The 22,872-nt window shown below is 32.7% G+C and carries 19 protein-coding genes; 14 read left to right on the forward strand and 5 right to left on the reverse strand.

What is annotated here, in order from left to right:
• Positions 1-355: 355 nt before the first annotated feature.
• The 7 genes from bsdtb5_RS07125 to bsdtb5_RS07155 all read left to right on the forward strand — a co-directional run bounded on the left by bsdtb5_RS07125 (position 356) and on the right by bsdtb5_RS07155 (position 9,405).
• The gene (locus bsdtb5_RS07125) at positions 356-1,768 is read left to right on the forward strand and encodes a glycoside-pentoside-hexuronide (GPH):cation symporter (protein WP_271715342.1); all 1,413 of its coding nucleotides are present in this window, start codon (positions 356-358) and stop codon (positions 1,766-1,768) included.
• Positions 1,758-4,148, forward strand: a complete 2,391-nt coding sequence (locus tag bsdtb5_RS07130) for an alpha-galactosidase (RefSeq protein WP_271715343.1) — start codon at positions 1,758-1,760, stop codon at positions 4,146-4,148. Before bsdtb5_RS07125 ends, bsdtb5_RS07130 begins: the two co-directional genes overlap by 11 nt.
• A gap of 176 nt (positions 4,149-4,324) precedes the next feature.
• Complete coding sequence (locus bsdtb5_RS07135) at positions 4,325-4,672, forward strand: hypothetical protein (RefSeq protein WP_271715344.1); 348 nt, start codon at positions 4,325-4,327, stop codon at positions 4,670-4,672.
• Positions 4,673-5,053: 381 nt separating this feature from the next.
• Entirely contained in the window at positions 5,054-5,887 is an 834-nt protein-coding gene (locus bsdtb5_RS07140; RefSeq protein WP_271715345.1) for an EcsC family protein, read from the forward strand.
• A gap of 436 nt (positions 5,888-6,323) precedes the next feature.
• A complete protein-coding gene (locus tag bsdtb5_RS07145) occupies positions 6,324-7,160 on the forward strand; it encodes a sugar phosphate isomerase/epimerase family protein (RefSeq protein WP_271715346.1) in 837 nt (278 codons plus the stop codon).
• Positions 7,157-7,867, forward strand: a complete 711-nt coding sequence (locus bsdtb5_RS07150) for a ThuA domain-containing protein (RefSeq protein WP_271715347.1) — start codon at positions 7,157-7,159, stop codon at positions 7,865-7,867. Before bsdtb5_RS07145 ends, bsdtb5_RS07150 begins: the two co-directional genes overlap by 4 nt.
• A 206-nt stretch (positions 7,868-8,073) precedes the next feature.
• Positions 8,074-9,405, forward strand: coding sequence for a family 43 glycosylhydrolase (locus bsdtb5_RS07155; RefSeq protein WP_271715348.1), 1,332 nt, complete (start codon positions 8,074-8,076; stop codon positions 9,403-9,405).
• A gap of 13 nt (positions 9,406-9,418) precedes the next feature.
• Here the strand turns inward: bsdtb5_RS07155 and bsdtb5_RS07160 are convergent, their stop codons facing one another.
• A complete protein-coding gene (locus bsdtb5_RS07160) occupies positions 9,419-10,318 on the reverse strand; it encodes a LysR family transcriptional regulator (protein ID WP_271715349.1) in 900 nt (299 codons plus the stop codon).
• Positions 10,319-10,518: 200 nt separating this feature from the next.
• Here bsdtb5_RS07160 and bsdtb5_RS07165 point away from each other — a divergent pair, with 200 nt between their 5' ends.
• Complete coding sequence (locus bsdtb5_RS07165) at positions 10,519-11,259, forward strand: YoaK family protein (RefSeq protein ID WP_271715350.1); 741 nt, start codon at positions 10,519-10,521, stop codon at positions 11,257-11,259.
• A 125-nt stretch (positions 11,260-11,384) separates the two neighbouring features.
• On the opposite strand, the gene bsdtb5_RS07170 is transcribed toward bsdtb5_RS07165, so the two are convergent.
• A complete protein-coding gene (locus tag bsdtb5_RS07170; RefSeq protein ID WP_271715351.1) occupies positions 11,385-12,566 on the reverse strand; it encodes an amidohydrolase in 1,182 nt (393 codons plus the stop codon).
• A gap of 276 nt (positions 12,567-12,842) precedes the next feature.
• Here bsdtb5_RS07170 and bsdtb5_RS07175 point away from each other — a divergent pair, with 276 nt between their 5' ends.
• The gene (locus bsdtb5_RS07175) at positions 12,843-13,628 is read left to right on the forward strand and encodes a potassium channel family protein (protein WP_271715352.1); all 786 of its coding nucleotides are present in this window, start codon (positions 12,843-12,845) and stop codon (positions 13,626-13,628) included.
• Positions 13,629-13,862: 234 nt separating this feature from the next.
• Positions 13,863-14,357, forward strand: coding sequence for a CPBP family intramembrane glutamic endopeptidase (locus tag bsdtb5_RS07180; RefSeq protein ID WP_271715353.1), 495 nt, complete (start codon positions 13,863-13,865; stop codon positions 14,355-14,357).
• A 137-nt stretch (positions 14,358-14,494) separates the two neighbouring features.
• Here bsdtb5_RS07180 and bsdtb5_RS07185 read toward each other — a convergent pair whose 3' ends face one another.
• The 3 genes from bsdtb5_RS07185 to bsdtb5_RS07195 all read right to left on the reverse strand — a co-directional run bounded on the left by bsdtb5_RS07185 (position 14,495) and on the right by bsdtb5_RS07195 (position 16,943).
• The gene (locus bsdtb5_RS07185) at positions 14,495-14,695 is read right to left on the reverse strand and encodes a helix-turn-helix transcriptional regulator (protein WP_271715354.1); all 201 of its coding nucleotides are present in this window, start codon (positions 14,693-14,695) and stop codon (positions 14,495-14,497) included.
• Entirely contained in the window at positions 14,685-14,912 is a 228-nt protein-coding gene (locus tag bsdtb5_RS07190) for a hypothetical protein (RefSeq protein WP_271715355.1), read from the reverse strand. Before bsdtb5_RS07190 ends, bsdtb5_RS07185 begins: the two co-directional genes overlap by 11 nt.
• 276 nt (positions 14,913-15,188) lie before the next feature.
• Positions 15,189-16,943, reverse strand: coding sequence for a S8 family peptidase (locus bsdtb5_RS07195; RefSeq protein ID WP_271715356.1), 1,755 nt, complete (start codon positions 16,941-16,943; stop codon positions 15,189-15,191).
• Positions 16,944-17,146: 203 nt separating this feature from the next.
• On the opposite strand from bsdtb5_RS07195, the gene bsdtb5_RS07200 reads away from it, so the two are divergent.
• From bsdtb5_RS07200 to bsdtb5_RS07215, 4 genes are all read left to right on the forward strand, one after another.
• Positions 17,147-17,995 carry a hypothetical protein gene (locus bsdtb5_RS07200; protein WP_271715357.1) on the forward strand — a complete coding sequence of 283 codons (849 nt, stop codon included), beginning with the start codon at positions 17,147-17,149 and terminating at the stop codon, positions 17,993-17,995.
• Between the two features lie 190 nt (positions 17,996-18,185).
• On the forward strand, positions 18,186-19,106 hold the full coding sequence (locus bsdtb5_RS07205; protein WP_271715358.1) for a helix-turn-helix domain-containing protein: 921 nt from the start codon (positions 18,186-18,188) through the stop codon (positions 19,104-19,106).
• Positions 19,107-20,599: 1,493 nt separating this feature from the next.
• Positions 20,600-20,956 (forward strand): hypothetical protein, encoded by a 357-nt coding sequence (locus bsdtb5_RS07210; RefSeq protein WP_271715359.1) that lies wholly within the window; start codon positions 20,600-20,602, stop codon positions 20,954-20,956.
• A gap of 13 nt (positions 20,957-20,969) precedes the next feature.
• On the forward strand, positions 20,970-22,862 hold the full coding sequence (locus tag bsdtb5_RS07215) for an HsdM family class I SAM-dependent methyltransferase (protein WP_271715360.1): 1,893 nt from the start codon (positions 20,970-20,972) through the stop codon (positions 22,860-22,862).
• Positions 22,863-22,872: the final 10 nt, after the last annotated feature.

Below are 22,872 nucleotides of genomic sequence, written 5' to 3' on the forward strand. Positions count from 1 at the left end.
TCGCTGTATCATTATGAATTTTGGCTACCTTTCCTTCAAGTAACATATTTTTAACAAGCCTCAGACCAAGCGACAAGTTTATGTATAAACTTTAGTCACTCACGTTCCTATTTTCACTTTGAGTCTTGACAAAATATAAACGTTACTTTCAGCTGGACTACGCCCAAATTCATAATGTAGTGCAGTAATTTCACTTGCTTGCAAGGGTGAAATCACAAACGTTGAGAGTGAAAGTGTTTTTCTTTCACTCTTGTACATCAATATACACAATATTAGTTATGAAAGACTTTTGAAACTCTAATCGCGATAGCTTATTAATTATATGAAAATACACAATCAGAAGGGATGACGCTATATGGGTTTATCAAATAAAGTAAAAATATCTTATGGGATTGGTGCAGTTGGTAAAGATATGGTATATGCATTAGTTTCAGGGTTTCTAATGTACTACTACAATACAGTGTTAGGGGTTAGCGCAACATTTATAGGAGTCTTATTTATGGGAGCAAGGCTGTTTGATGCGTTTATTGATCCTTTTATGGGAATCATTGTTGAGAAGACAAATACAAGACTTGGTAAGTTTAGACCTTGGATTCTAGGGGGAACGTTAACCAATGCGGTTGTATTGATTCTAATGTTCTCTGTGCCAAAAGCACTTCATGGTAATCCATTGTTAGTGTATATATCAATCGCTTATGTTATATGGGGAACGACTTATACGACAATGGATATTCCATATTGGTCTATGATTCCTGCAATCACGGAATCTGGTAAAGATAGAGAGCATATGTCAGTAATTGCTCGTAGCTTTGCTGGTATAGGAGCAGCAGTACCTACAGCACTTACCATGGCATTAGTTCCTGTATTAGGAAATGGAAGTGAAAGAAAAGGTTTTCAAGTCTTTGCAGTAGGTGTCGCATTAATTTTCGTAACAGCAACAGTAGTTACTGTGATTCACGTAAAAGAAAAAATGAAAATCAATCAAAAGAGTGTAAGTGTTAAGGAAATGCTTTCTTCTCTAATTAAAAATGACCAAGCATTAATTGTCGTAGTGGCAATTGTAATGTTTAATGCATCTTTATATCTAACCCAACAACTTGCAGTATATTTCTTTAAGTATGATATTGGAAATGCAGGTCTATATGGAGTATTTGGAATGGTTGGAGGAGCTGCTCAGATACTTTCTATGATGAGCTTACCATTACTTCGTAAGAAATATGAGTGCAAAAAAATATTAGTTGGGGCAATTGTAACCGCTTTAATCGGTTATGGAATGTTATTTTTACTTGGCACATTTAATATAACCAATCTATTCTTATTATGTATTGCAGCAGTGATTATCTTCTTAGGATTTGGTCTTGCAACGGTATTAACAACAATATTCCTAGCGGATACAATTGATTATGGTGAATGGAAGAATCATAGTAGAAATGAAAGCGTTATATTCTCATTACAGATCTTTGTAGTAAAATTAGCGTCTGCGATATCCGTATTAATTGCAGGAATTGGACTTGATGTTATTAAATTAAATGTACATAAAAAGGTGCAAACAGCAGAGACTCTATTCGGCTTACGACTTATCATGTTGGTAATCCCTGTAATTGGCCTCGTGCTATCCATAATGTTCTTTGTGAAAAAGTATAAATTAAGTGAAACAAGGTTAAAAGAAATAACAGAAGAATTGCACATCAGAAGAAATGATGACAAGAATCCTACAAAAGAAAATGAGTCAATGAATATGAATGAGGAAATGAGCTATGATATCTAGAAATAATAACTATTTTTTATTTGATACAAATCATACAACCTATGCTTTTCGTGTTATGGAATCTGGACAATTAGAACATATTTACTATGGCAATAGACTAAACATTGATATGAAACAAGAGAATATGAATCGCATCTTTGAGCCATTCATTGAAAAGAAAAAATTTCTACTTGGTAACTCCATCAGCTATTCGAAAGAACAGGATAAGATTGGACTAGAAGATCTATGTCTTGAGATGTCTTCTTATGGAAAAGGGGATATTCGAGAACCTTTCATTGAAATTGTATATCCAGATGGAAGCTGTACCAGTGACTTTATATTTGAATCCGCTTCTATAAGAAAATGGAAGGATTCCCTTAAGACGTTACCTTCTTCTTATGCCTACGAGAAACAAGTAGAGGAATTAAATATCGTATTAAAAGAACGTAATCATGATCTGAGATTACATCTTAATTATTCTGTATATCCAGAGTGCGATGTTATTGTCAGAAGTTCGAAGCTAATCAATGGAATGAATGATGTGGTCAAGGTTAAAAGGCTAATGAGTACGCAACTTGATTTTGAAGATAGTGGTTTTGTATTTACTAGTTTTACTGGAGCTTGGATAAGAGAAATGAATAGAAGTGATCATACAGTAACGAGCGGGATTCATGTCAATCAGACCATGGCAGGATTTAGTAGTAGTAGAGCCAATCCATTTGTTATGATTAGTTCACCAGATACAACGGAAAGTTATGGAGATTGCTATGCCTGTAACCTAATCTATAGTGGCAATCACTACGAGGCACTCGAAGTGAATCCTTATGGGAAAAGTCGTTTTGTCAGTGGGATTAATCCAAGGGGATTCCTGTGGAAACTTAACCCAGACGATGAATTTGAAGCGCCAGAAGCAGTTATGACCTACTCCTCTCATGGATGGGAAGAATTAAGCCATCGAATGCATGAATTCGTACGAGAACATATTGTTAGAGGTGAATGGAAATACAAAGAGCGCCCTGTCTTATTAAATAGTTGGGAAGCTGCCTATTTTGACTTTAATGAAAGTAAACTTCTAAAATTAGCAAAAAGTGCAAAAGATCTAGGTGTTGAACTATTTGTCATGGATGATGGATGGTTTGGTAAGAGGGATAATGATACTTCCTCTCTCGGTGACTGGAACGTGAATAAGAAGAAGCTACCGGGTGGAATTAAGGGAATCGCAGATAAGGTAAATGCGTTAGGACTTGATTTTGGAATCTGGGTAGAACCTGAGATGGTGAATGAAGATAGTAACTGCTATAGAGAGCATCCAGATTGGGCAGTTAAGATACCAGGACAAGATCATAGCCTTGGAAGAAATCAGATGTTTCTTGACCTTACAAGAAAAGAAGTAAGAGAGTATGTGATTGATTCCATGACGAATGTATTTGCAGATGGAAATATCTCTTATGTAAAATGGGATATGAACCGAATCTTCTCCGATGCTTATTCTGTAGGTCTTCCAGCAGAATGTCAAGGAGAATTCTATCACCGATATGTGCTTGGATTATATGAAGTTATCAGTACATTAGTAGAACGATTTCCAAAGGTACTATTTGAAGGCTGTGCCTCTGGAGGTAATCGATTCGATCTTGGAATGTTATGCTATATGCCACAGATATGGGCAAGTGATAACACGGATGCGATTTGTAGAATGACCATCCAGCAAGGTTACAGTTATGGATATCCGCTTTCTGTTATCAGTGCTCATGTATCAGATGTTCCGAATCACCAGACCTTACGAAAGACTCCGCTATCTACTAGATATCATGTTGCTTGCTACGGCATCTTAGGATATGAGTGTAATCTAACGGAATTATCGAAGGATGATCAAAATGTGATTAGAGAGCAAATTAGTATTTATAAAGAATGGCGTAAGGTATTTCAATTCGGTGACTTCTATCGTATTAAAGATGGTAGTGTAATAGATCAGCATAAGAACCCAACGGGATCTTATCAGTGGCTTAGTGTCTCTAAGGATAAGAATAAAGCTGTTCTGATGGACTTTCAATCAAGGGTTATACCGAATCTTGTCTATAATAAAGTTCATACAAGAGGATTGGCAGAGGAGAAAGAGTATCATTTCTATAATATTGCTAAGAAGATTAATATTAAAGAATTTGGCGATCTTGTGAATACGGTATCTCCAATTCATATTAAAAAGGAATCCATAACTCAGCATGTGGTATCAAAGTTCGTTAAGTTAGACGAAGAAAAAGAAGATTATATTATACAAGGAGTCAACTTAAACCGTCTTGGAGTCAGATTAAAGCAATCCTTCGGCGCAACTGGATATAACGATCAGGTTCGGTATTACCCTGACTATGCGACTAGGATGTACTTTATGGAGAGCGTGGAATAAATAATGTAATGCTTAATTAAAAAGAGAATTCATATCAATGTCTTTCGGAAAGATATTAATGTGAATTCTCTTTTTATTCGTTAAACTAGATTACTATAAATATAATATAGAGTATAATTAATGATATAAGAAGGAAAAAAGTGTAATTTAAAATGGTGTTGAAGGGAGTATGGATAGTGAAGAAATCTAACAAGATAATATCACTAATTATTTTTGGTGTTATTATAATTTTAATATTACGTGAGAATAGTCTATATTTCACACTGAAAATGGCTGGGTACAACACCAATCAGATGTATATTATAGAGCATAGTTTCAATAGTGAGAAGAAAGAGTTTCAAGTTATAGAAACAAAATCAAAAAAACATAAAATAAATTTAGTTATAGTATGTAAAAATCATATAGGCTTTTGGAATATTGTACAATCAAAATATGCTACTAATAATAATGATCTAGTAAAAGTAGGCTGGATTAAAAAGGGAGGATTTCGATGGTATTCAAGAACAAATAATGCTACTTTTTAAAATGAGTGGCACTTAATTTATTGTGGAAATAATGCTTCAAAGCTTATAGAAATTCATTCTCGGCAGATACCCAAGAATATAACAATTAATATACAACAGCATGGTAAATTATATTGGATACATATTATTTCCTGTGGTAATACAGATATACTTAATAGCATTAATATTCAAAAATTATTGTTAGAAAATAACTGTATTTCAAATAAATAATTACAACAATTTATTCTTGATTAAAGTACTAAAAATATGGAACCACATGGAAAGAAATTACTCTCGATAGAATACCTATTATTTTATGGATGAAATTGTTATAATAGAAATAAAGAATAGCTACATTATTAGGTAAACCATCATTAGAGAATAAGAACAAGGAGAATAGCTATGAATCAGGATAAATCAAAGCAAACAAATAGAAAGAGACAAGATGTTATTGTTAAGCAATTGAAGATAATAGAAAAGCAAGAACAGAAATTATTAAGTCCAGAGGAAAAAGGATTTATAAAGGCAAAGATTAGCTTAGCAACCGAGAATATAGAGAATCTAATTCCAAATAAACTAAAATCAACTCTGAATCTAGCTTTTTATAAAGGCTTTCAACTAATCTTTGAAAAGGGAAATGCCTACATTGAGAAGACCTATAACAAAGACAAGATTCAATTGGAATATGACCTAAATAACTATGCAGTTGATAAATCAAGAAGCAACCGTTATATAAAGAAATTGGATAAGCAATCATCCCAATCAAAATTATTTAATTCATCTCTTGCAGCCATCGAAGGTGGTGTGTTAGGAGTATTAGGAATTGGGCTTCCTGACATCCCATTATTTATTGCAGTGGTAATCAAGAGTATTAATGAGGTTGCATTGAGTTATGGATATAGTTATAACACGGATGAAGAGAAATGTTATATTCTAACATTAATCGGTGCTGCAATATCGAAAGAGGATAAGAAGAAGGAATGGAACAAAAAAGTTGATCAATTAAGCGCACAAATGGATAATCATGTGAACGTAGAGATAAATCTAGAAGAGCAAATGAAGAAAACAGCTGAAGTGCTTTCCGAAGCAATATTGACAGCAAAATTTATTCAAGGTATTCCCCTAGTTGGAGTTATTGGCGGCGCTGTTAATCATACCGTGATTCGAAAGATTGGAAAGTATGCATCGCTAAAGTATAAGAAGAGGTATCTTCTTCAAAAATTAGAGGATAGATAATTTTTATCTAAAGGGGACGTCGGACAAATGACCTGATTTTAGTTGGCTCAGGCAATTTATACAAAATGGAAAAACTTATGCTTCATTGAAAAGGTATAAGAAGTTCTAACTCTTAGATTATTTTGTGTAAAGCATATCATGAAACAGATAACTCGCTTCGCTTAAACAGATCTGTTTCATGATATTACACAAAATCATCTAAGAATAAGAACTTCTAATACTTTTTCAAAGGCGCAATCGCTTTTTCCATTTTGTATAAATTGCCAGGCAAGATTATGAAAGGTCATTTGTCTGACTAGTTTTATCAAATAGATTATGGAGTAATAGTTTTTAGATAAAGTAGCGAAAAAGAAAAGTAAATAAAAAAAGTAAATAAAGAAATAAAGTTAAAAAATAAAAAAAGTAATGCAAGGAAAAAAGAAAGGGATACATAACAATGAAATTATCAGTTTTTTATGAGCATATTACAGAAGCAGTGAGCCAGACTGGAAAGTCGATGGAAGAAATCTTAGCAGAAGTAGCAAAGGCAGGGATTCGGGGTGTTGAGATTGAAGATCGCCGCTTGATGAATGAGGAAGAGTGTATTATGAGACAGTTAAGGAAAAAAGGAATGGAAGTTAACTGTATCTATGGTTTTTTTGACTTTGGAAATCATCCTGAGATTGATAAAGGAATGACGTTATTGGATATGGCAGGAAGAGTTGGAGCCAAGAAGGTGCTTGTGATTCCTGGATTTATCAGGGAGGGAGAAGATCGTGAGCTTGCTTTAGAGAACATGAAGAATGTATTGGCTGTATTATGTAGAGAAGCTGAGAATAGAGGGATTCAAGTTGGAATGGAGGATTTTGATGATTCGATTGCTCCATTTGCAACTACGAAACAACTATTATGGTTTATGGAGAATGTGCCGGGATTAACTTGTACTTTTGATACAGGAAATTTCTTATATAGTGAAGAAGATGCTCTTGATGCTTTTGAAGCATTAAGACCACATATTGCAAGTGTTCATTGTAAGGACCGTTCTTTGGAGTATAAAGAGGGAGAAGAGGCAAAGATTACAATTCAAGGTAGAAGATTATATTCTTCTGCAGTTGGATCTGGTTGCATTCCGATGAAGGAGATAGTATCAGAATTATTGCAGAAGGGTTATGAGAGTAGTTTTGCAATTGAACATTTTGGATCGATGAATCAGTTGGAGGATATGAAGGCATCGGCGAAGTGGTTATTACATTTAGAGCTTTCAATAAAGAGTGAAAGGAATAGAGATATATGATACGAGTAACTGTATGGAATGAATATATTCACGAGCAGAAATATGAAGGAATAAGAAAAGTATATCCGAAGGGAATTCATGGATGCATTGCTGAGTTCTTAGAAAAGGATGAGAATATAACAGTACAATGCGCGACCTTGGATATGTCAGAGCATGGTCTAACAGAAGAAGTATTAGCGAATACAGATGTTCTAATCTGGTGGGGGCATTGTTGCCATGAAGGGGTATCCGATGAAGTGGTTGAGCGTGTGAAGAAATATGTGCTACAAGGAATGGGACTGATTGCGCTACATTCTGCGCATCATAGTAAGATCATGAAAAGTCTTCTGGGAACTTCACTCAATCTTAAATGGCATCATGGGGATAAAGAAAAATTAATATGTGTTAATCCATCTCATCCGATTGCAGCTGGAGTCAGCGAACAGATTATATTAGAAGAGGAAGAAATGTATGGGGAATACTTTGATATTCCAAAGCCAGATGATGTTGTCTTTCTTGGTTGGTTTGCGAGTGGTGAAGTATTTCGAAGTGGATGTACTTTTACGAGAGGTAGAGGAAAAATATTCTATTTTCAACCTGGACATGAAGAATATCCAATTTATTATATGACGGAGATTCAGAAGATCATTACCAATGCAGTGTATTGGGCTACTCCTGTAAACTATTTATCAAAACCTTATGAATGTAAAGAAGCTAAGTGGGAATAATGGTATGACTTGTAACTGTGAAGTTAATTGAAAAGTTACAAATATAGTAATTTGAAAGATGGAAAAGTGTTGTCTGTTTTGTGCTATTTGTTGGCATTATCGTTATAGAAATCTGTATAGTAATATGTTACGATGCAACTATAAAAACCTAAATAAGGTAAATATACATAACGTAAATTTGCGTTACATATTAAGGAGGTTACTACATGCCAAATCCATATCTACCATTGTGGGAATACATTCCCGACGGAGAACCTAGAGTGTTCGGTGAGCGTGTCTATGTATATGGCTCACACGATAATGCTAATTCAGACAAATTCTGTGACTACAAATTAAAGGTGTGGTCAGCATCGATACATGATTTAAATAATTGGACATGTCATGGCCATATCTTCCATACGAGAGAGGACAGAGATCATAGTTCAGATACTTCATGGTCAGATGGTGATCTCTATGCTCCAGATGTTGTTGAAAAGGATGGAAAATACTATCTATACGCTTACATTATGGGCGCTAAGGGCTGTGTTGCAGTAAGCGATAGACCAGAAGGACCATTTAGGTTGGTATCCCAATATAAGTACAACATTCCAGAGGGAAAAGGCGAAGATTGCTTTGGAAATGGATGGTTCATTGATCCAGGTGTTCTTGTTGATGATGACGGAAGGGTATATATATACTGTGGATTTGAAAGTTCCTTCGCTGCCGAGATTAATCCAGAGAATATGTTCGAGGTTCTTGATGGTACTTATAAGGATGATATTATTCCGGTTGAGCAACCATTTGCATTCTTTGAGGCTTGTTCTCCAAGAAAGATTGGTGATACATATTATATGATCTACTCTCCGAAGGTAGGAAGTAGACTAGTTTATGCTACATCGAAGTCTCCAATGGGACCATTTGAATACCAAGGCGTTATTGTTGATAATGGAGTTAATTACCCAGGTGGCAATGATCATGGTTCAATCTGTAAGATTAAGGATCAATGGTATATCTTCTATCACCGTATGACAAATGGAACTGTGATGTCAAGGCGTGCCTGTGTTGAGAAGATAGAGATTCTAGAAGACGGAACTATTCCAGAGGTAGAGATGACATCACTTGGTTTTGAAGATTCCTTATCTCCTTATAAGATAACACCGGCAGAACTTGCTTGCGTATTAATTGGTGGTTGTTTTATTACGGAGAAAAATATAGTATCAAGACCAGTCACAGCGATTACAAGTGGTTGCATTATTGGTTATAAATATTTTGACTTTGGTGAGGATTACTCAAGCAAAACAATGAAATTTAACACAGTAGTAAGAGGCACAGGTTGTAAATCAAGAATTCGAATTCTAATAGATGATTACGAACATGGCGAAGAAATAGGTTACTGTGATGTTGAAGCAGAAGATGGTGTTTACAGTTCTGTAGTAACCAATGTAACAGGACGCCATGCAGTATATTTTGTAATTGAAGATCGATTTGGTGGATGGTTTACGGATATGTTTAAAGGAAGACATTTATTTGAGTTAGAATCCTTTGTATTTATCAAATAGAGTATCTAACGTTTTACATCGTATCAATCTCATTATTTAGTAGAAATTTGATGAATTCATTCGAGGTCACACTAATTGGGTGATGTGGATCATATAACATACAGATCTGCCTTGATGGAATCTCTTCTTCTAGAAGAATCTCAAAGACATCACCCTTTTGAATACTTTCTCTTGCAATATCTTCTGGTATGAACCCAATTCCAAGGTTATGTTGTACCATTGGAAGTATCAAGTCAGAAGTGGCGGAATCAATCGTAGGTGATAAGACAATATTATATTTTTGAAAGATCTGCTCAAAGAATTCTCTGGACTTCGTGCCTTGAGTAAAACTAATGAGTGGATAATGAATCAGATCTTTGATAGATAAGGTCTGATTTTTTAATTGGGCAAAATTAGAACTACCAATAAGAATATCTTTAAATTCCTTTAATTTTTTAACTTGAATTGGAGTTTCCACTTCAAAGGGAGTGGCAGTAAAAGCCATATCAACAATTCCATTTTTCAAGGATTGAATTGCTTCTAAGGTACCATAATTATTGATTTTGAATTTTACATTAGGATATAGAAGATGGAATTGATCGAGCGCATGAAATAGAAAGCAATGGAGAGCTGCCTCAGTTGCACCAATATATATCGTTCCACTGTGCAAGCCTAGAGAATTACTTAATTCAGCCTCACCTTTTAAGAACTGTTCGCATCCAAGTGATACATATTCATATAGACGAGATCCTTCTGGGGTTAATTCAATACCGCGATTACCACGAATGAAAAGGCGGCACCCAATCTGGTGTTCAAGAGTCTGCATGGTATGGCTCACCGAAGATTGACTTGTAGATAAGACGTTGGCTGCTTTGGTAAAATTTTTATATTTACATACATAATAAAATACACGGTAATAATCGTAACTAATCATAATAACACTCCTGACATGAAAAATTAATATACCAATCATATGATATTATCATTTTACAATATGATAAATGGAAAGTATACTAAAATGTAATAGATGTTGGGGGGCGAAAGCCATAGTTTACTTTGTTGAGTGTATATTATGAATGGCTTTCAAATCCAATATCAAGTAATAGTGATTGTTATGGCAGAATGGAGATTAAAATGAATCCAATAGAGACAAAAGTAATAAAAACAGAAGTAAAAAGAAGTGAATTAGTACGATATTCTATGCTTACCTTTTGTGGAGGTTTTGCAGGTATATATAGTTATATCATGTGTGACAGAATATTCGCAAACGCGCAGACGGGGAATCTTCTGAATCTGATGTTAGCTGTAAAAGCAGGTAGTCCTCTACAAGTCATATTGCATATAGTACCTCTTATTCTATATATTCTTGGAATTACATGTACCATATTATTGCCTAACTATCTAAAGAATAGAAATAGCTCTCTTAGTTGGGAGAAGTGTTGTCTATTAATAGAAGCAGCTTGTATGGGAATTGTGTGCTTACTACCAATGAATATCTCACCGATTCTATATATATCACCAATATTCTTTGCATCCGCTTTGCAGTATAATACATTTAGAACATGCAATGGAATCAATTTATCAACTCTATTTTTTACCAATAATATTCGACAGTTAGTGATTAGCTTTTGGAAAAATAAATTAGATAAGAATAAAGAGGAGCAGTTTAAAATGAAGATTTATGGGATGGTTCTTCTTAGCTTTCTGTTAGGTGGTTTTAGTTGCCTGGTCTTGGTAGAGCATTTCAAGCAATTCACGATATTAGTATCTAGTATGATATTGTTGGGAAATTGTTTGTTCGACGATAATCTTGTAGTGAAAATAAGTAAACTAAATGATAAAAATAAGGTAAATGATAGACCGTTTCAGTATTGAGACGGTCTTTATTTATCTTAATAAAAGTTAATTATAAGAAATATCATTAATACATTATAGTCAAAACGGTATAAACGTTTTATCATACTAATCCAACAAAAATATACTGATTCAAAAAAAATCAATTAATCATCAGATTCTTCATCTTCCCACCGATATACTACCTCTCCATTAATGATAGTGCAAACGGTGTGTGTAAAGACTTCCATAGGATTGCCTGTAAATATAGCGATATCAGCGTCTTTGCCTACCTCAATACTTCCAACTCGGTCACTAACCCCACAGATTTCAGCTGCATTGATTGTAATAGCTTTCAGTCCTTCTTCAACACCAAGACCTTTTTTGGCGGCTAAGCCAGCACAAATGGGTAGATATTGTATGAGTGAGACAGGATGATCAGTAGTGATTGCAACTTTTACCCCTTTTTTGGCTAGGACACCAGCTGTTTTAAAGTCTGCATTCTGAATCTCTATTTTATTTCTACAGCTCATTCCAGGTCCTAGAATCGCAGGATAACCACTTTCTTTAATTGCATCTGCAATAATATGGCCTTCTGTACAGTGATCTAGAGTAAGATTTAATCCGAATTCTTTGGCGATTCGAATTGCTGTTAGAATGTCATCGGTTCGATGGACATGGGCTTTTAGTGGAATTTTTTTCTCTATCACCGGCATCCAACATTCCATATTGAAATCTTTTTCAAAATTCTCATTAACAGCAATCGCAGCATCTTTACTTTTTTTATATTGAATAGCACTAAATAATTGTTCTCGAAGAAGAGAAGCAATTGACATTCTAGAAGATGGTTGTTTATTCAGATCTTTATATGATCTTTTAGGATTTTCGCCGAAAGCTATTTTCATAGCAGCAGGTTCCATTATAGCCATCTTATCAATTACCCGTCCATGAGTCTTCATAAATACAAACTGCCCTCCAACAACATTGTTACTACCAGGACCTGTCATAACTCCGGTGATACCTGCTTGTATCGCATTATGAAAGGCAGGATCTAAAGGATTCACTGCATCTAGGGCACGCAGATAAGGAGTGACTGGTGTCGTGCATTCATTACAGTCTTCTCCCTCGGCTCCTTTTTTTTCTTCTGATATTCCAATATGGCAGTGAGCCTCGATGATTCCAGGAAGTACCCAATAACCATTCGCATCAATTACGGTATCGTCTTCTTTGGATGGAATATTGTTCTTATCATCTACAGCAATAATTTTCTCATGATCTATAGCAATACTACCTTGTTCAATTATACGTGCTGCCATTGTAAATATTTTTCCATTCTTTATAATTAACATATTTGCCTCCTAAATCTTGACTTAGGAGTATTCTGCCCAATTTTTGTGAAAGTCATAATGCTTTTTGAAGTTTCATTTATAAGATAATAACGGGAGTATTTAAAATCTTCATCATATATAATGGATTTCAATGGTATATTATAGTATGATTAGGGGTAATAGGATATAAGTTTTTAATTATTATGAACTTATCTGAAATAAATTAACTAGGTATTATAGAAATAATTGAAAGTTGAAAATACTTAGTAGATATTATAGGAGATAAAGATAAAATAAATGTTAAAAAAACATGGTATAGCTATTGTTGCAACTTGTTCGTTAATTATGGCAGTTATAGGAATGGTGGGTTATTTATATGGATTGAATAGTTTTGCTGAAATAGATACTCCAAATGAGCATAAATCCGTTTGGCCTAGTATGATTTTCTGGATGAGTGCAATATTTTTTAGTATTTTTTGTCTTATTTGTTTTATAAACTTACTTTTATTATTGCCTAAACGACTTTCATTACTAAAAACAGCACACGTGTTTAAACATATAAATCCTGCTTTTAGTAATCATAAAGTAGTAGCATGTATGTTTGCGTATATGTCTATAATAGTTACTTTTTTTGGATTTATAACACTATTAAATATTGAATACTCATATAATGACAAAGCAAATGAGTTTGCTTATTACATGAGTGAATATGATAAATGGGAAAGTAACCATAAATACTGTGTAAAAAAATATAAGAATTTAACTCATTTCTTGGATCATAAGGAATTTAATTGGTACAAAGAAAATACAATATATTCAAAAAGTACAGGATTTTCAACGGAGTTTAAGAAATTATATATTGATTCAAGTAAAAAAAATCTAGAAAAAGTGATTGTATTTACAAATGTTTTTAAAAACCTAACTGAAAATTTTTATTTTTCAATTCAAACAGTTAGTACTTTAGGATATGGAAATATTACACCAAATACTTCACTTGGTATGGGTTTAGTATCTACATTTGTTTTAATAGGGCAATTTACATCTGTTATGGTGATTGGTGTTGCGTTAGCTAAGGATGATTAAGTGGAAGAATTAATCGAAATTAGAGAAATTGACTTTATATTATAGTTATGATTATTGTTAGAGTAGGATGAATTATTTTTATTTTGTGAGGTAATATATCTTGAAGACTGAAATACCCAAAACTATTGGTATGCTATTGCATTATTAACTTTCATTCAATTAATATTATTTTGTATGGAACAATGCGTCTTTCTTTTGGTTCCTAGGACTGATTATTCTGATCATATGGTAACAATGCTTAGTATGGTTATATTAACAATATGCATGTTAATTATTATTCGAAAGTTCAATATTAACCTTTCTCTTTTTCCAGCCAAGTTCACTACTGTATACGTCTGTGCCTCGATTATAGCTGCTATTCTATTAATAGTTACACCATCCAATTTTACAGGTGGAATTAAAGCGATATCATTGCTTATATATGGTAGTATTGTTACTCCAATATTTGAAGAACTAATTTTTCGAGGGTTTATATGGAATAAGCTAAATGCAGTTATTTTAAAAGAGTGGAAGACTTATATTGTAACGACAATTCTTTTTGCACTGTGGCATTTGGGTTATATTGGTTCAATAGCCTTTCGAGTTAATGAAGGTTTATTCCATGTGATGATGTGGAAAGTTATTATAGGTTTATGCTATGGAATGGTATTAGGAATGGTTCGTATAAAAACTAAGAATTGTTATTCAACAATCCTATTACATGGGGTGATGAACATTTTTGGAAGATAGTTAAAAAATAGTATATATAGTGCGAGTTTATATGCATTATATATACTATTTTTAATTAAACGATATTATATGTTAGCAATATATATGTGATTTCTTGAAAAATATGTTTCATCATTCTCACGCATATATAATATGCTTTAATCTAAATCATTAAGATCAAAGAGAGTTTCGATGGGAGTATCTAAAAGTAAAGCTATTTTTATAGCGAGTTTAAGTGAAGGATCATACTTTTCATTCTCAATAGCATTAATCGTTTGTCTAGATACTCCAATCATAGATGCCATTTCATGTTGTGCTATATTTTTCTTTTTTCTTAATTCTTTTATATTATTCTTCATCTTTAATTACAATACCTCTACTCCAATGTCTAATATTAGATACAATGCTATAAGATAATGCAGAAATAATTAATAATATTGTAGCCCACCTATAATTGTAATCGAAAGCAATACCTAAGACTACATAAACAATCAGAGATGCTATGGTAATATACCAGGATATTATGATTGATACATTGATATCTTTTTTTGTCATTTCATCAAATTTCTTTTTCATCTGAATCCCCCTTTTTAGAAAATGTCAAAAGTTTTTTACTTTTTAAATATTAACAAGAATGGGAAGTTTTGTCAATAAAAATGTCAAAAACTTTTGACATTTTTTATTTCAACTAACTTCTAGAGGAGCTGTATTTAAGTAATATAGGAAGGAAAAAAATGTTAAATAAAAAAATGTAACAACTAATAAGATAAAATAGCAAAAAAAGCTTTGAAATATGTCGAATAAGCAAAAAAAGAAGGCGGGTGAAAATTAATTTTGAACGGCACCCTTTTTCTATCTACTTTTAAGCGCATATTCAAAGCTATCTCTTAAACACAAAGCACCAAAACCCAATGTATTGTTGGGATACAGGGATTCTATGCTTAATTCCTTTGCACCTGCAATGAGATAAGCCTTAATTTTCTCGCCATAGAGATATGGATCATTATTTCTCACAATTCCCCATTCCATAAGTAGAGCAGTACTTCCTGTTACGAATGGGGTTGCCATAGAAGTACCTGTCTTTACGGTATAGCCACCACCTGGAGCAGTGGACATGATATTAACACCAGGAGCTACGATATCGGGCTTTACCATATTGCTAGCTCTAGTTAGTCCTCTCCCTGAAAAGTAAGCGAAACTATTATTAGTAGCGTCGTAAGCACCAACAGAGATTGCACGATATGCAGTCGATGGAATGGTTAACGTAATCCTTTCCACTGGGAATAGGAATCTTGTTTCCGTATTCAACACTTCGCCAGTAGGAAGCCATAGATCATAGTTACCAGTAACGATATTCTGAGGTACTAGTCTTAATTTCCAGATACCAGAGTCAACATTGGTTTCTAAAGGAACAAATTCAAAATAGACTTCCTGTTGCGTGCTATAGGGACTTGGTTCGCCATAATAGACATAGATTCTTGTATTTGCAATTAGAAAACGTTGAGTACCTAGTACTTTTGGAATTGGACCTAGTCGCTCACCATTAGGAGCAATTAATTCTACAGTAAAATCATCATAGAAGTTCTTCCATAGTTGTAGATTCAGAGTTTGTTCATTTTCGGATACTGCAAATTCTACGATTTCTTCTTTATTTTTGGTTAGGACTCCACCAGTATGGTGTCCAGAGGCTCCTTCATTTCCAGTTCCAATGATAATATTTACTTTCCACATATTAATGATATCATTGATATAATTGTCAAGTAGACCCTGACCGTCATGTGGCCCATAATTATTACCAAAGCTCATGTTGATTGCAACAGGCTTACGCACTTCAAGAGCTTTTTCAATAATAAAGTTAATTGCTTGCATTAACTGAGTTGTCTTTGGGAAAGAGCCACTCACGCTGGAACCTAGTTTAACGACTATTAATTCACTTTTTGGGGCTACACCAACATATTTTCCGGAGCTTGCTCGCCCATTACCAGCACAGATTCCAGCAATATGCGTACCATGCCCAGATATATCAACGCTCGGAATTAATTGTTGACGTTCCATAAAATCAGTCGTCTTTAAAGCTTTATTAATATCGTCCCTGGTATACAAAGTACCCGTAACATATCCTTTTGGAGGATTACCTGGAATTGTCTGATCCCATAGATAGGCAATTCTTGTAGTCCCATCTGGATTGATGAAATCAGGATGAGCATAGTCAATACCAGAATCTATGGTACCAATATAGACACCTTCTCCGAATAAGTTATAAGTAGCAGTCTGAACCGCAGTGATACAAGAGGCTCGCTTGCCTTCGGTTACAGAGAAGAATAATCTTTTGGGTTGTTCGATAAATTCAATCTCGGGATATCTTGTAAGTCGGTTGATTAGATCTTCTGGCACAGTGATAATAGCATATTCATTAATTAAAGGTACGACTGTAGAGCCAGCTAATTCAGTTGCTATTCGACTAATGTCTCCAGAGTACTTTACAATTACCTCCCATTTATTTTCTTCTTTTTCATAACCAACATCTAAGTCAAGAGTTTGTGCCCGGACTTCTGGTGGTAAGTCTAAAGCAAGGTTGAGTTGATTTCCTATTTTTTGACTATTCAAATATATGCTCCTAATAGAATGATTAGTATATTGTATGTATCTATTATGGTTTGAATACTGATTTATTGAGGATGCTTTGCAGAAAAAGTGTATAATTATAGATAATCAATCAGAAGAGAAAAAAACGATGACAAAGAGATAGTAAAAAAAACGCAAGGAAAGAAGAAAGTTACTAAAAGTAATAAAGAAGAATCGGATCATTAGTGAAAGTGGAATTAAGTAAAATAGAAGATAGTCAACAGGAAGGAATTTCACCAGACAAGTTATATGATAAAGCAAATGTAAAAGTAAAAACTAATGATGGCCAAGCAATAAGTAAAAATAATATCTTGATAAATAACAATAAGATAGAATCAGTTGTCAATGATAAAGCTGTTGAAGATGAAAAAATCAATATACCAAAGAAAAATAAAGTTATTACACTAGATGAATACCTATTGAAGAATTGTAAAGATAAAGATGAAACAATCAATTGGAAGTGTAATAACATTTTTATTGGAATTGTAGGTACGGAAAGAAAAGTAGGAACTACATTAGCTTCCATACAAATGGCCAATGCATTAGCAGCAACGAGCGCTAAGGTATCCTATACGGAAACGAATACGCATAACCACCTACAGTCTATAGCTAATGAATATATCATGGAACAGATAGATGATTATTACTATAAGAATTCAGTTAGCTACTATTTAGATAAGAAATTTGATATAGAAGCGAAATACAATTTTATTTTATTTGACTTAGGAGCAATCAATGAGAGAACGGACTGGATTATTAGAATCATAGAGGAACTTATCAATGAAGTTATCCTGGTGACTGGATGTAAACCATATGAGCAGAAAGCTCTTAAATATGCTCTAAGTAAATTACAAGGTAAAAATCTTCATTTATTATGTAATAACGCCACTCCAGAAGAATATGAACAAATGAACATGCTATACAATTCAGATACAGTGAAATGTATTAAGTATAAGAATGAAACAGATCTATTTAGTAAAAATAATTGGTTAGAAAATATATCAGAAATACTTCACGAATATCGCACTGAATAAGATGGAAAATGAAAATGACCAGGCACTCTAGGGTAATAGAGTGCCTGGTCAAATTAATTAAATTGAAAATAATCTAATAACAAATCTATCATACAATAAATGTAATATAATGTAAATTCAGAAAGAAACTGTAGTTAGAGCATTTTGTTTATATTACTTTTCCGTATATAGAGAAAAGGAGACGAAACAAATGGGTATGAAAAAATTTAAGATGTTAAATATTATTTGTGCAAGTTGTGATTTATCCTCCAAGGAAAAACTAGCAGCACAATATTTTATATATAAATCAAATAAATCAGGTGAATGCTATCCATCTGTCTATACAATAGCAAGAGCATGTGGAGCTAGTGAAAGAACGATTCAGAGAGCAACTAAGAAATTGCAAGAAAAAGGCTTTATATCTATTATAGAAAGATATGTAGAGGGAAAGCAGACATCTAATCAATATTGTTTAAATACATTGGTTATTGAAGAGCTAGAGAGAAAAAAAGAAGTTGAGAAAGAAAATAAAGCAATAGATGAAGAAGAAACTAAATTTGAAAATTTAGTTGTTGAGTATGAAGATCTTTTTGTGTTTGAGGAAGAAAAAGATATTGATGACGAGTGTTTAATGAATCTTTCCACATCAAATAATGGTGTGGATAAAGCTGTTGATATTAAAGATAATTGTGATTATGAAGATGTTGAAGTAATGGATTATGATTTATCGGATAATGAAATTACAAAGATACTTATAATTGAATCTAAAGAAGAGCATGTAGATGAGAATGATAAAGAAGTAAATCTAGATGTTAAAGATACGTATTATTCAGAAAGTAAATCATTTAATAAATGGAGAAAAAAATATATATTGTCATTTAATAAGAATATTATTAAGAAAAGTGTTAATCAAGGAAATATAGAAGAAATAAAGTATATAGAGGAAGTTGTTAATAAGAAGATAGAAAAAATAGATAAGATCATAAGAAGATATGTTCATACTAAAAAAGAACCTAAGTTACATATTAAATTTAACAGAGAACAGGCCAAGCAATTTTGGGAATGGTATCTAGATTATGGAGATATTGAAAATATCTATAAATGCTATCTTGAGAGAAAGAGAAAAGGTTAGTAATAAGTTATTTTTTTCATGCAGGGGTGTCATGGTGTCACCCAAATTATACAATGTTTAGATATAGAAAAATAAAATTAGATAAACATTATGATAAAAATACAATACTGTTATTTTATGTCATAATATGATATAGTACTAGAAGATATTTGTTTTAAAGATAAACAATCTAAGTATGCATAATTGCAATAATGGAAGTTGAAAGATTGCGTGCTTAAGCGACTAGAACCAATTAAGAATATAGGAGTTTTGATATAAACGCAAGGTGATCAATGGACACAGAAGTTGAAAAATTAGAGTTAAAGATAAGTTTTTGTAAAAAGTATCAAGTTTCGGTCTATGATTAAGAAAAACGGTTCATAAGTTTTCACTGGAGATTTGTAAATAAAATATGCTTAAGAGAAGAAAAGAATTGAGCTATAAATATTTATCATATTTTGATAAATATAAAAGTAAAAGAAGGCTTTTAGAGATACCTCAAACAGGTCGCATAAGTAATACTATAGAGCTTAGTGATTTATATAATTTCAGAACTCAAAATTGAGGGATTGAGAAAGATAATAGGTATAGATGAAATGGTAGATGGAAATTTTCTGTGAGGTCCTAGGCTTTGAATTTTCATTTGTTATAGGTATGGCGTATAAGGAAGATGAACGTTTTTTGGGGGGACAGTTATAATGACAAATGGGGTGTTTACCTAGAGTTTGATAAAGAAGAGCTTGAAGGTCATCTTGAAAATTTACAAAAGGATTTAAATAAAAAATAAATACTCTATTCTAAAATTTGCTATGACAAAGTAGAACAAATTAAAAAGGTAAAAACAGAAATAGTAAAAGTAAGTACCAGAAAATAACTTGTCAAGGTTATTTTTCAAGATTTATTTTGGAAAAGTAAAACTGAATATAGAATAGCGGTTTTTTCAAGTTACTCTAATTAAGAAATGAAAAAATACTTTCTAATGTGTATAAAAAGGATAAAGTGAATATGGTTACTATAAATTCTATACAGAGATGGATTTGTTAAAATAATACCCAATAATTCAATAGAAGATAAGATTAGTAAATATATAGAATATCTTGAAAGCGAAAATATACGCTTATAGAATTGACGCGTCTATGTGTGAATAGATCTTACAAATAGCAATAATAAGTAAGAATGAAATTGAAATAACGACTAAGTCAGTTTATATATATAGGAATAATACAAAAAATAAAATAAATAGGTTGGTATAAAATAGTAAAATTAAGAGGAGTCGTTAAAGAAAATTACAACGAATGCCTTACACTTAAAGTAACATAAGAGAGAATAAATTTGTAGCATTGAATATATAACTATGGTTCAGGCTTATTTATCAATTATTTAATTCAATACAACCTTTTGATACCCTATATGATTCATGGCTAAGAAGTAGTGGTATAGATATTAGATAATATACTATAACATAATATAAGTTGTGATACATTGGTCAAAACTTATATTTAGGAGGCGAACCCATGGTAAATGAAATTTATGACCAACTAAAATGCCCTAAAACACTAGAAGAACTTCATCAAAGGCTAGGTGAATTAGGCCTAAAGTGGAATAAAGCTCAGGTTGAATTATTTTTGAGTATGGACAAGAGTATATTAAAAATTGGAAATACTTTTAGTGTTGGTGAAATTAGTACAAAAGATACAATTTTAGAAATAATAGAAAAAACCATTGGTGAAAAACCAATGATACCAATAAAAAAAGTACTGGAAAATATACCAATAGATACAGTTGCAAGTGCAGAAAAGATATTAAAGGTTGCACTCAATAGTGGAAAATATATAAGTCCAAACGGAGCAGTATTAAAGAAGGTAAATTAGAGGAGAAACTAATATGCAAGAATTGATAAACAAAGTAAAGAACTTAGGATATGAAACAATACAGAAAATTGACGAAACTACTATAAGAGCAAATCATAAAGAAGTTTATGTGTATGTGAAAAAAGTAGAAGATGAACAATTAAAACCAGATTTAATAACAAGTATAACTTATGATGCAATGGGAACAGATCCTATGTCCACCTATGTTTGGATTACTAATGGAACGAATAATTCTTATATTCTTGTAGAAGAAGAGAAGGCAATTTCAGAAATTCCACCAGTAATAAAGGGTGAAGAGAAATTTAACTTTGGTAAAAGACAATTAACAGAGAGAGACATATGGTCAATACATAAATATCAGGAACTTCAAGAAAAGTTTGACGGTATTCATGAAATGATATATGGAATGAAAGACCATGTAAATAACTCAAATGATGCTATAGATGAATTCTGCAAACTTATATTCATGGAGGTATTTAGACTCAACCATCCAGGTTATATATTGAGGGGTGGAGAGTTAGAAGGAAAACGGTATGATGACATTTTCAGATATGAGAATATAGAAAAGGCAGAGGATAAGAATAAAGTTATCCAAGAGATTAGAGAAGCCTTTAAAATAGTAAAAAATCATGAAGATTATGTTTCAACATTAGATGATGGAAGTAAGTCAGCGATATTTAGTGCTGATGAATATGTAAAACTTGAAAATCCAAATATTTACACATCGGTTTTAAAAACATTACAGGACTTAGGCCCTATTAAAGTTGAAGGTGTAGAGAGACCAGGTACACTTCTTGATTTAACTGGTGATGTAGCAGGAAGAGTATTTGATGTACTTTTAAGAGGTAAATTTGAAAATAAGGGTGGAATGGGTATATATCTTACACCTAGACAAGTTACTGAGGCAGCGGCTGAAATAGTAGTATATGATTTAACAAAAGATGGAGCAGGAAAATTAATAGGGATTGATCCTAAGACTGGTTATCCAACATTTAAGGTAGGAGATCTGTGTTGTGGTTCAGCGGGATTTTTGATTAAAATGCTACAAGAGATAAAAAATCATTTGCTTACTAAATTAGGCGGAAATACAAAACATTATGAAGAAGTATTTGAATTGATGAAAGAACACTCTTTTATAGGGGCAGATAACTCTCCAGGAATGGTACTGAAGGCAAGGCTTAATATGGCAATGAATGGAGCAGTAAAGTGCCCGATATTCCAAACTAGAAATTCTTTAATGACAGAGAATTTAGTGCCAGAGACTTTTGATGCAATAATAACAAATCCTCCTTTTTCAAAAACAGGAATTTCCAAAGAAATAAAGAAAGGTAACACAAAAATAGATAACTTAGAAGGTATAGAGATAATTACAAAATATTCTGAGGATATAGATGAAGATGGGCAAAACAAAATGAACCCTGATAAATTATCTCTGGGTTCAAAACCAGATAGTAAAGGGAAATGGAAACAAGTAAATTCAATAGATCCAGCAGTATTGTTTATAGATAGGAACCTACAATTACTTAAAAAAGGTGGACTATTAATGATAGTTATCCCTGATGGAATACTTTCGAATTCAGGTGATAAATATGTTCGTGAATATATTATGGGTAAGAAAAATTCAGTGACAGGAGAATTTGAAGGAGGTAAAGCGATACTTAAAGCAGTTATAAGTTTACCAACAGAAACATTTGGATTATCAGGAGCAGGTGCTAAAACTTCATTATTATATTTAAAAAAGAAAGAACATCCAGGTGAAAAACAAGGGCCTGTATTTATGGCAGTAGTAGATGAAGTGGGATTTACAGTAAAACAAAATGTGGAAATACAATTAGGCGATGATCATAATGATTTATTAAAAATTGTAGAAGTATATAAAAAAGGTGTACCAGAGGACGTTGAATAGGAGGTAATTA

It is taken from the genome of Anaeromicropila herbilytica (assembly GCF_016591975.1).
In the GTDB taxonomy this organism is placed as follows: domain Bacteria; phylum Bacillota; class Clostridia; order Lachnospirales; family Lachnospiraceae; genus Anaeromicropila; species Anaeromicropila herbilytica.

What these genes read in the sequence shown, in the direction of transcription:
- bsdtb5_RS07125 (WP_271715342.1), top strand. Translation starts at nt 356, where the DNA reads ATGGGTTTATCAAATAAAGTAAAAATATCTTATGGGATTGGTGCAGTT.
- bsdtb5_RS07130 (WP_271715343.1), top strand. Translation starts at nt 1,758, where the DNA reads ATGATATCTAGAAATAATAACTATTTTTTATTTGATACAAATCATACA.
- bsdtb5_RS07140 (WP_271715345.1), top strand. Translation starts at nt 5,054, where the DNA reads ATGAATCAGGATAAATCAAAGCAAACAAATAGAAAGAGACAAGATGTT.
- bsdtb5_RS07145 (WP_271715346.1), top strand. Translation starts at nt 6,324, where the DNA reads ATGAAATTATCAGTTTTTTATGAGCATATTACAGAAGCAGTGAGCCAG.
- bsdtb5_RS07150 (WP_271715347.1), top strand. Translation starts at nt 7,157, where the DNA reads ATGATACGAGTAACTGTATGGAATGAATATATTCACGAGCAGAAATAT.
- bsdtb5_RS07155 (WP_271715348.1), top strand. Translation starts at nt 8,074, where the DNA reads ATGCCAAATCCATATCTACCATTGTGGGAATACATTCCCGACGGAGAA.
- bsdtb5_RS07160 (WP_271715349.1), bottom strand. Translation starts at nt 10,318, where the DNA reads ATGATTAGTTACGATTATTACCGTGTATTTTATTATGTATGTAAATAT.
- bsdtb5_RS07165 (WP_271715350.1), top strand. Translation starts at nt 10,519, where the DNA reads ATGAATCCAATAGAGACAAAAGTAATAAAAACAGAAGTAAAAAGAAGT.
- bsdtb5_RS07170 (WP_271715351.1), bottom strand. Translation starts at nt 12,566, where the DNA reads ATGTTAATTATAAAGAATGGAAAAATATTTACAATGGCAGCACGTATA.
- bsdtb5_RS07175 (WP_271715352.1), top strand. Translation starts at nt 12,843, where the DNA reads ATGTTAAAAAAACATGGTATAGCTATTGTTGCAACTTGTTCGTTAATT.
- bsdtb5_RS07180 (WP_271715353.1), top strand. Translation starts at nt 13,863, where the DNA reads ATGCTTAGTATGGTTATATTAACAATATGCATGTTAATTATTATTCGA.
- bsdtb5_RS07185 (WP_271715354.1), bottom strand. Translation starts at nt 14,695, where the DNA reads ATGAAGAATAATATAAAAGAATTAAGAAAAAAGAAAAATATAGCACAA.
- bsdtb5_RS07190 (WP_271715355.1), bottom strand. Translation starts at nt 14,912, where the DNA reads ATGAAAAAGAAATTTGATGAAATGACAAAAAAAGATATCAATGTATCA.
- bsdtb5_RS07205 (WP_271715358.1), top strand. Translation starts at nt 18,186, where the DNA reads ATGGGTATGAAAAAATTTAAGATGTTAAATATTATTTGTGCAAGTTGT.
- bsdtb5_RS07210 (WP_271715359.1), top strand. Translation starts at nt 20,600, where the DNA reads ATGGTAAATGAAATTTATGACCAACTAAAATGCCCTAAAACACTAGAA.
- bsdtb5_RS07215 (WP_271715360.1), top strand. Translation starts at nt 20,970, where the DNA reads ATGCAAGAATTGATAAACAAAGTAAAGAACTTAGGATATGAAACAATA.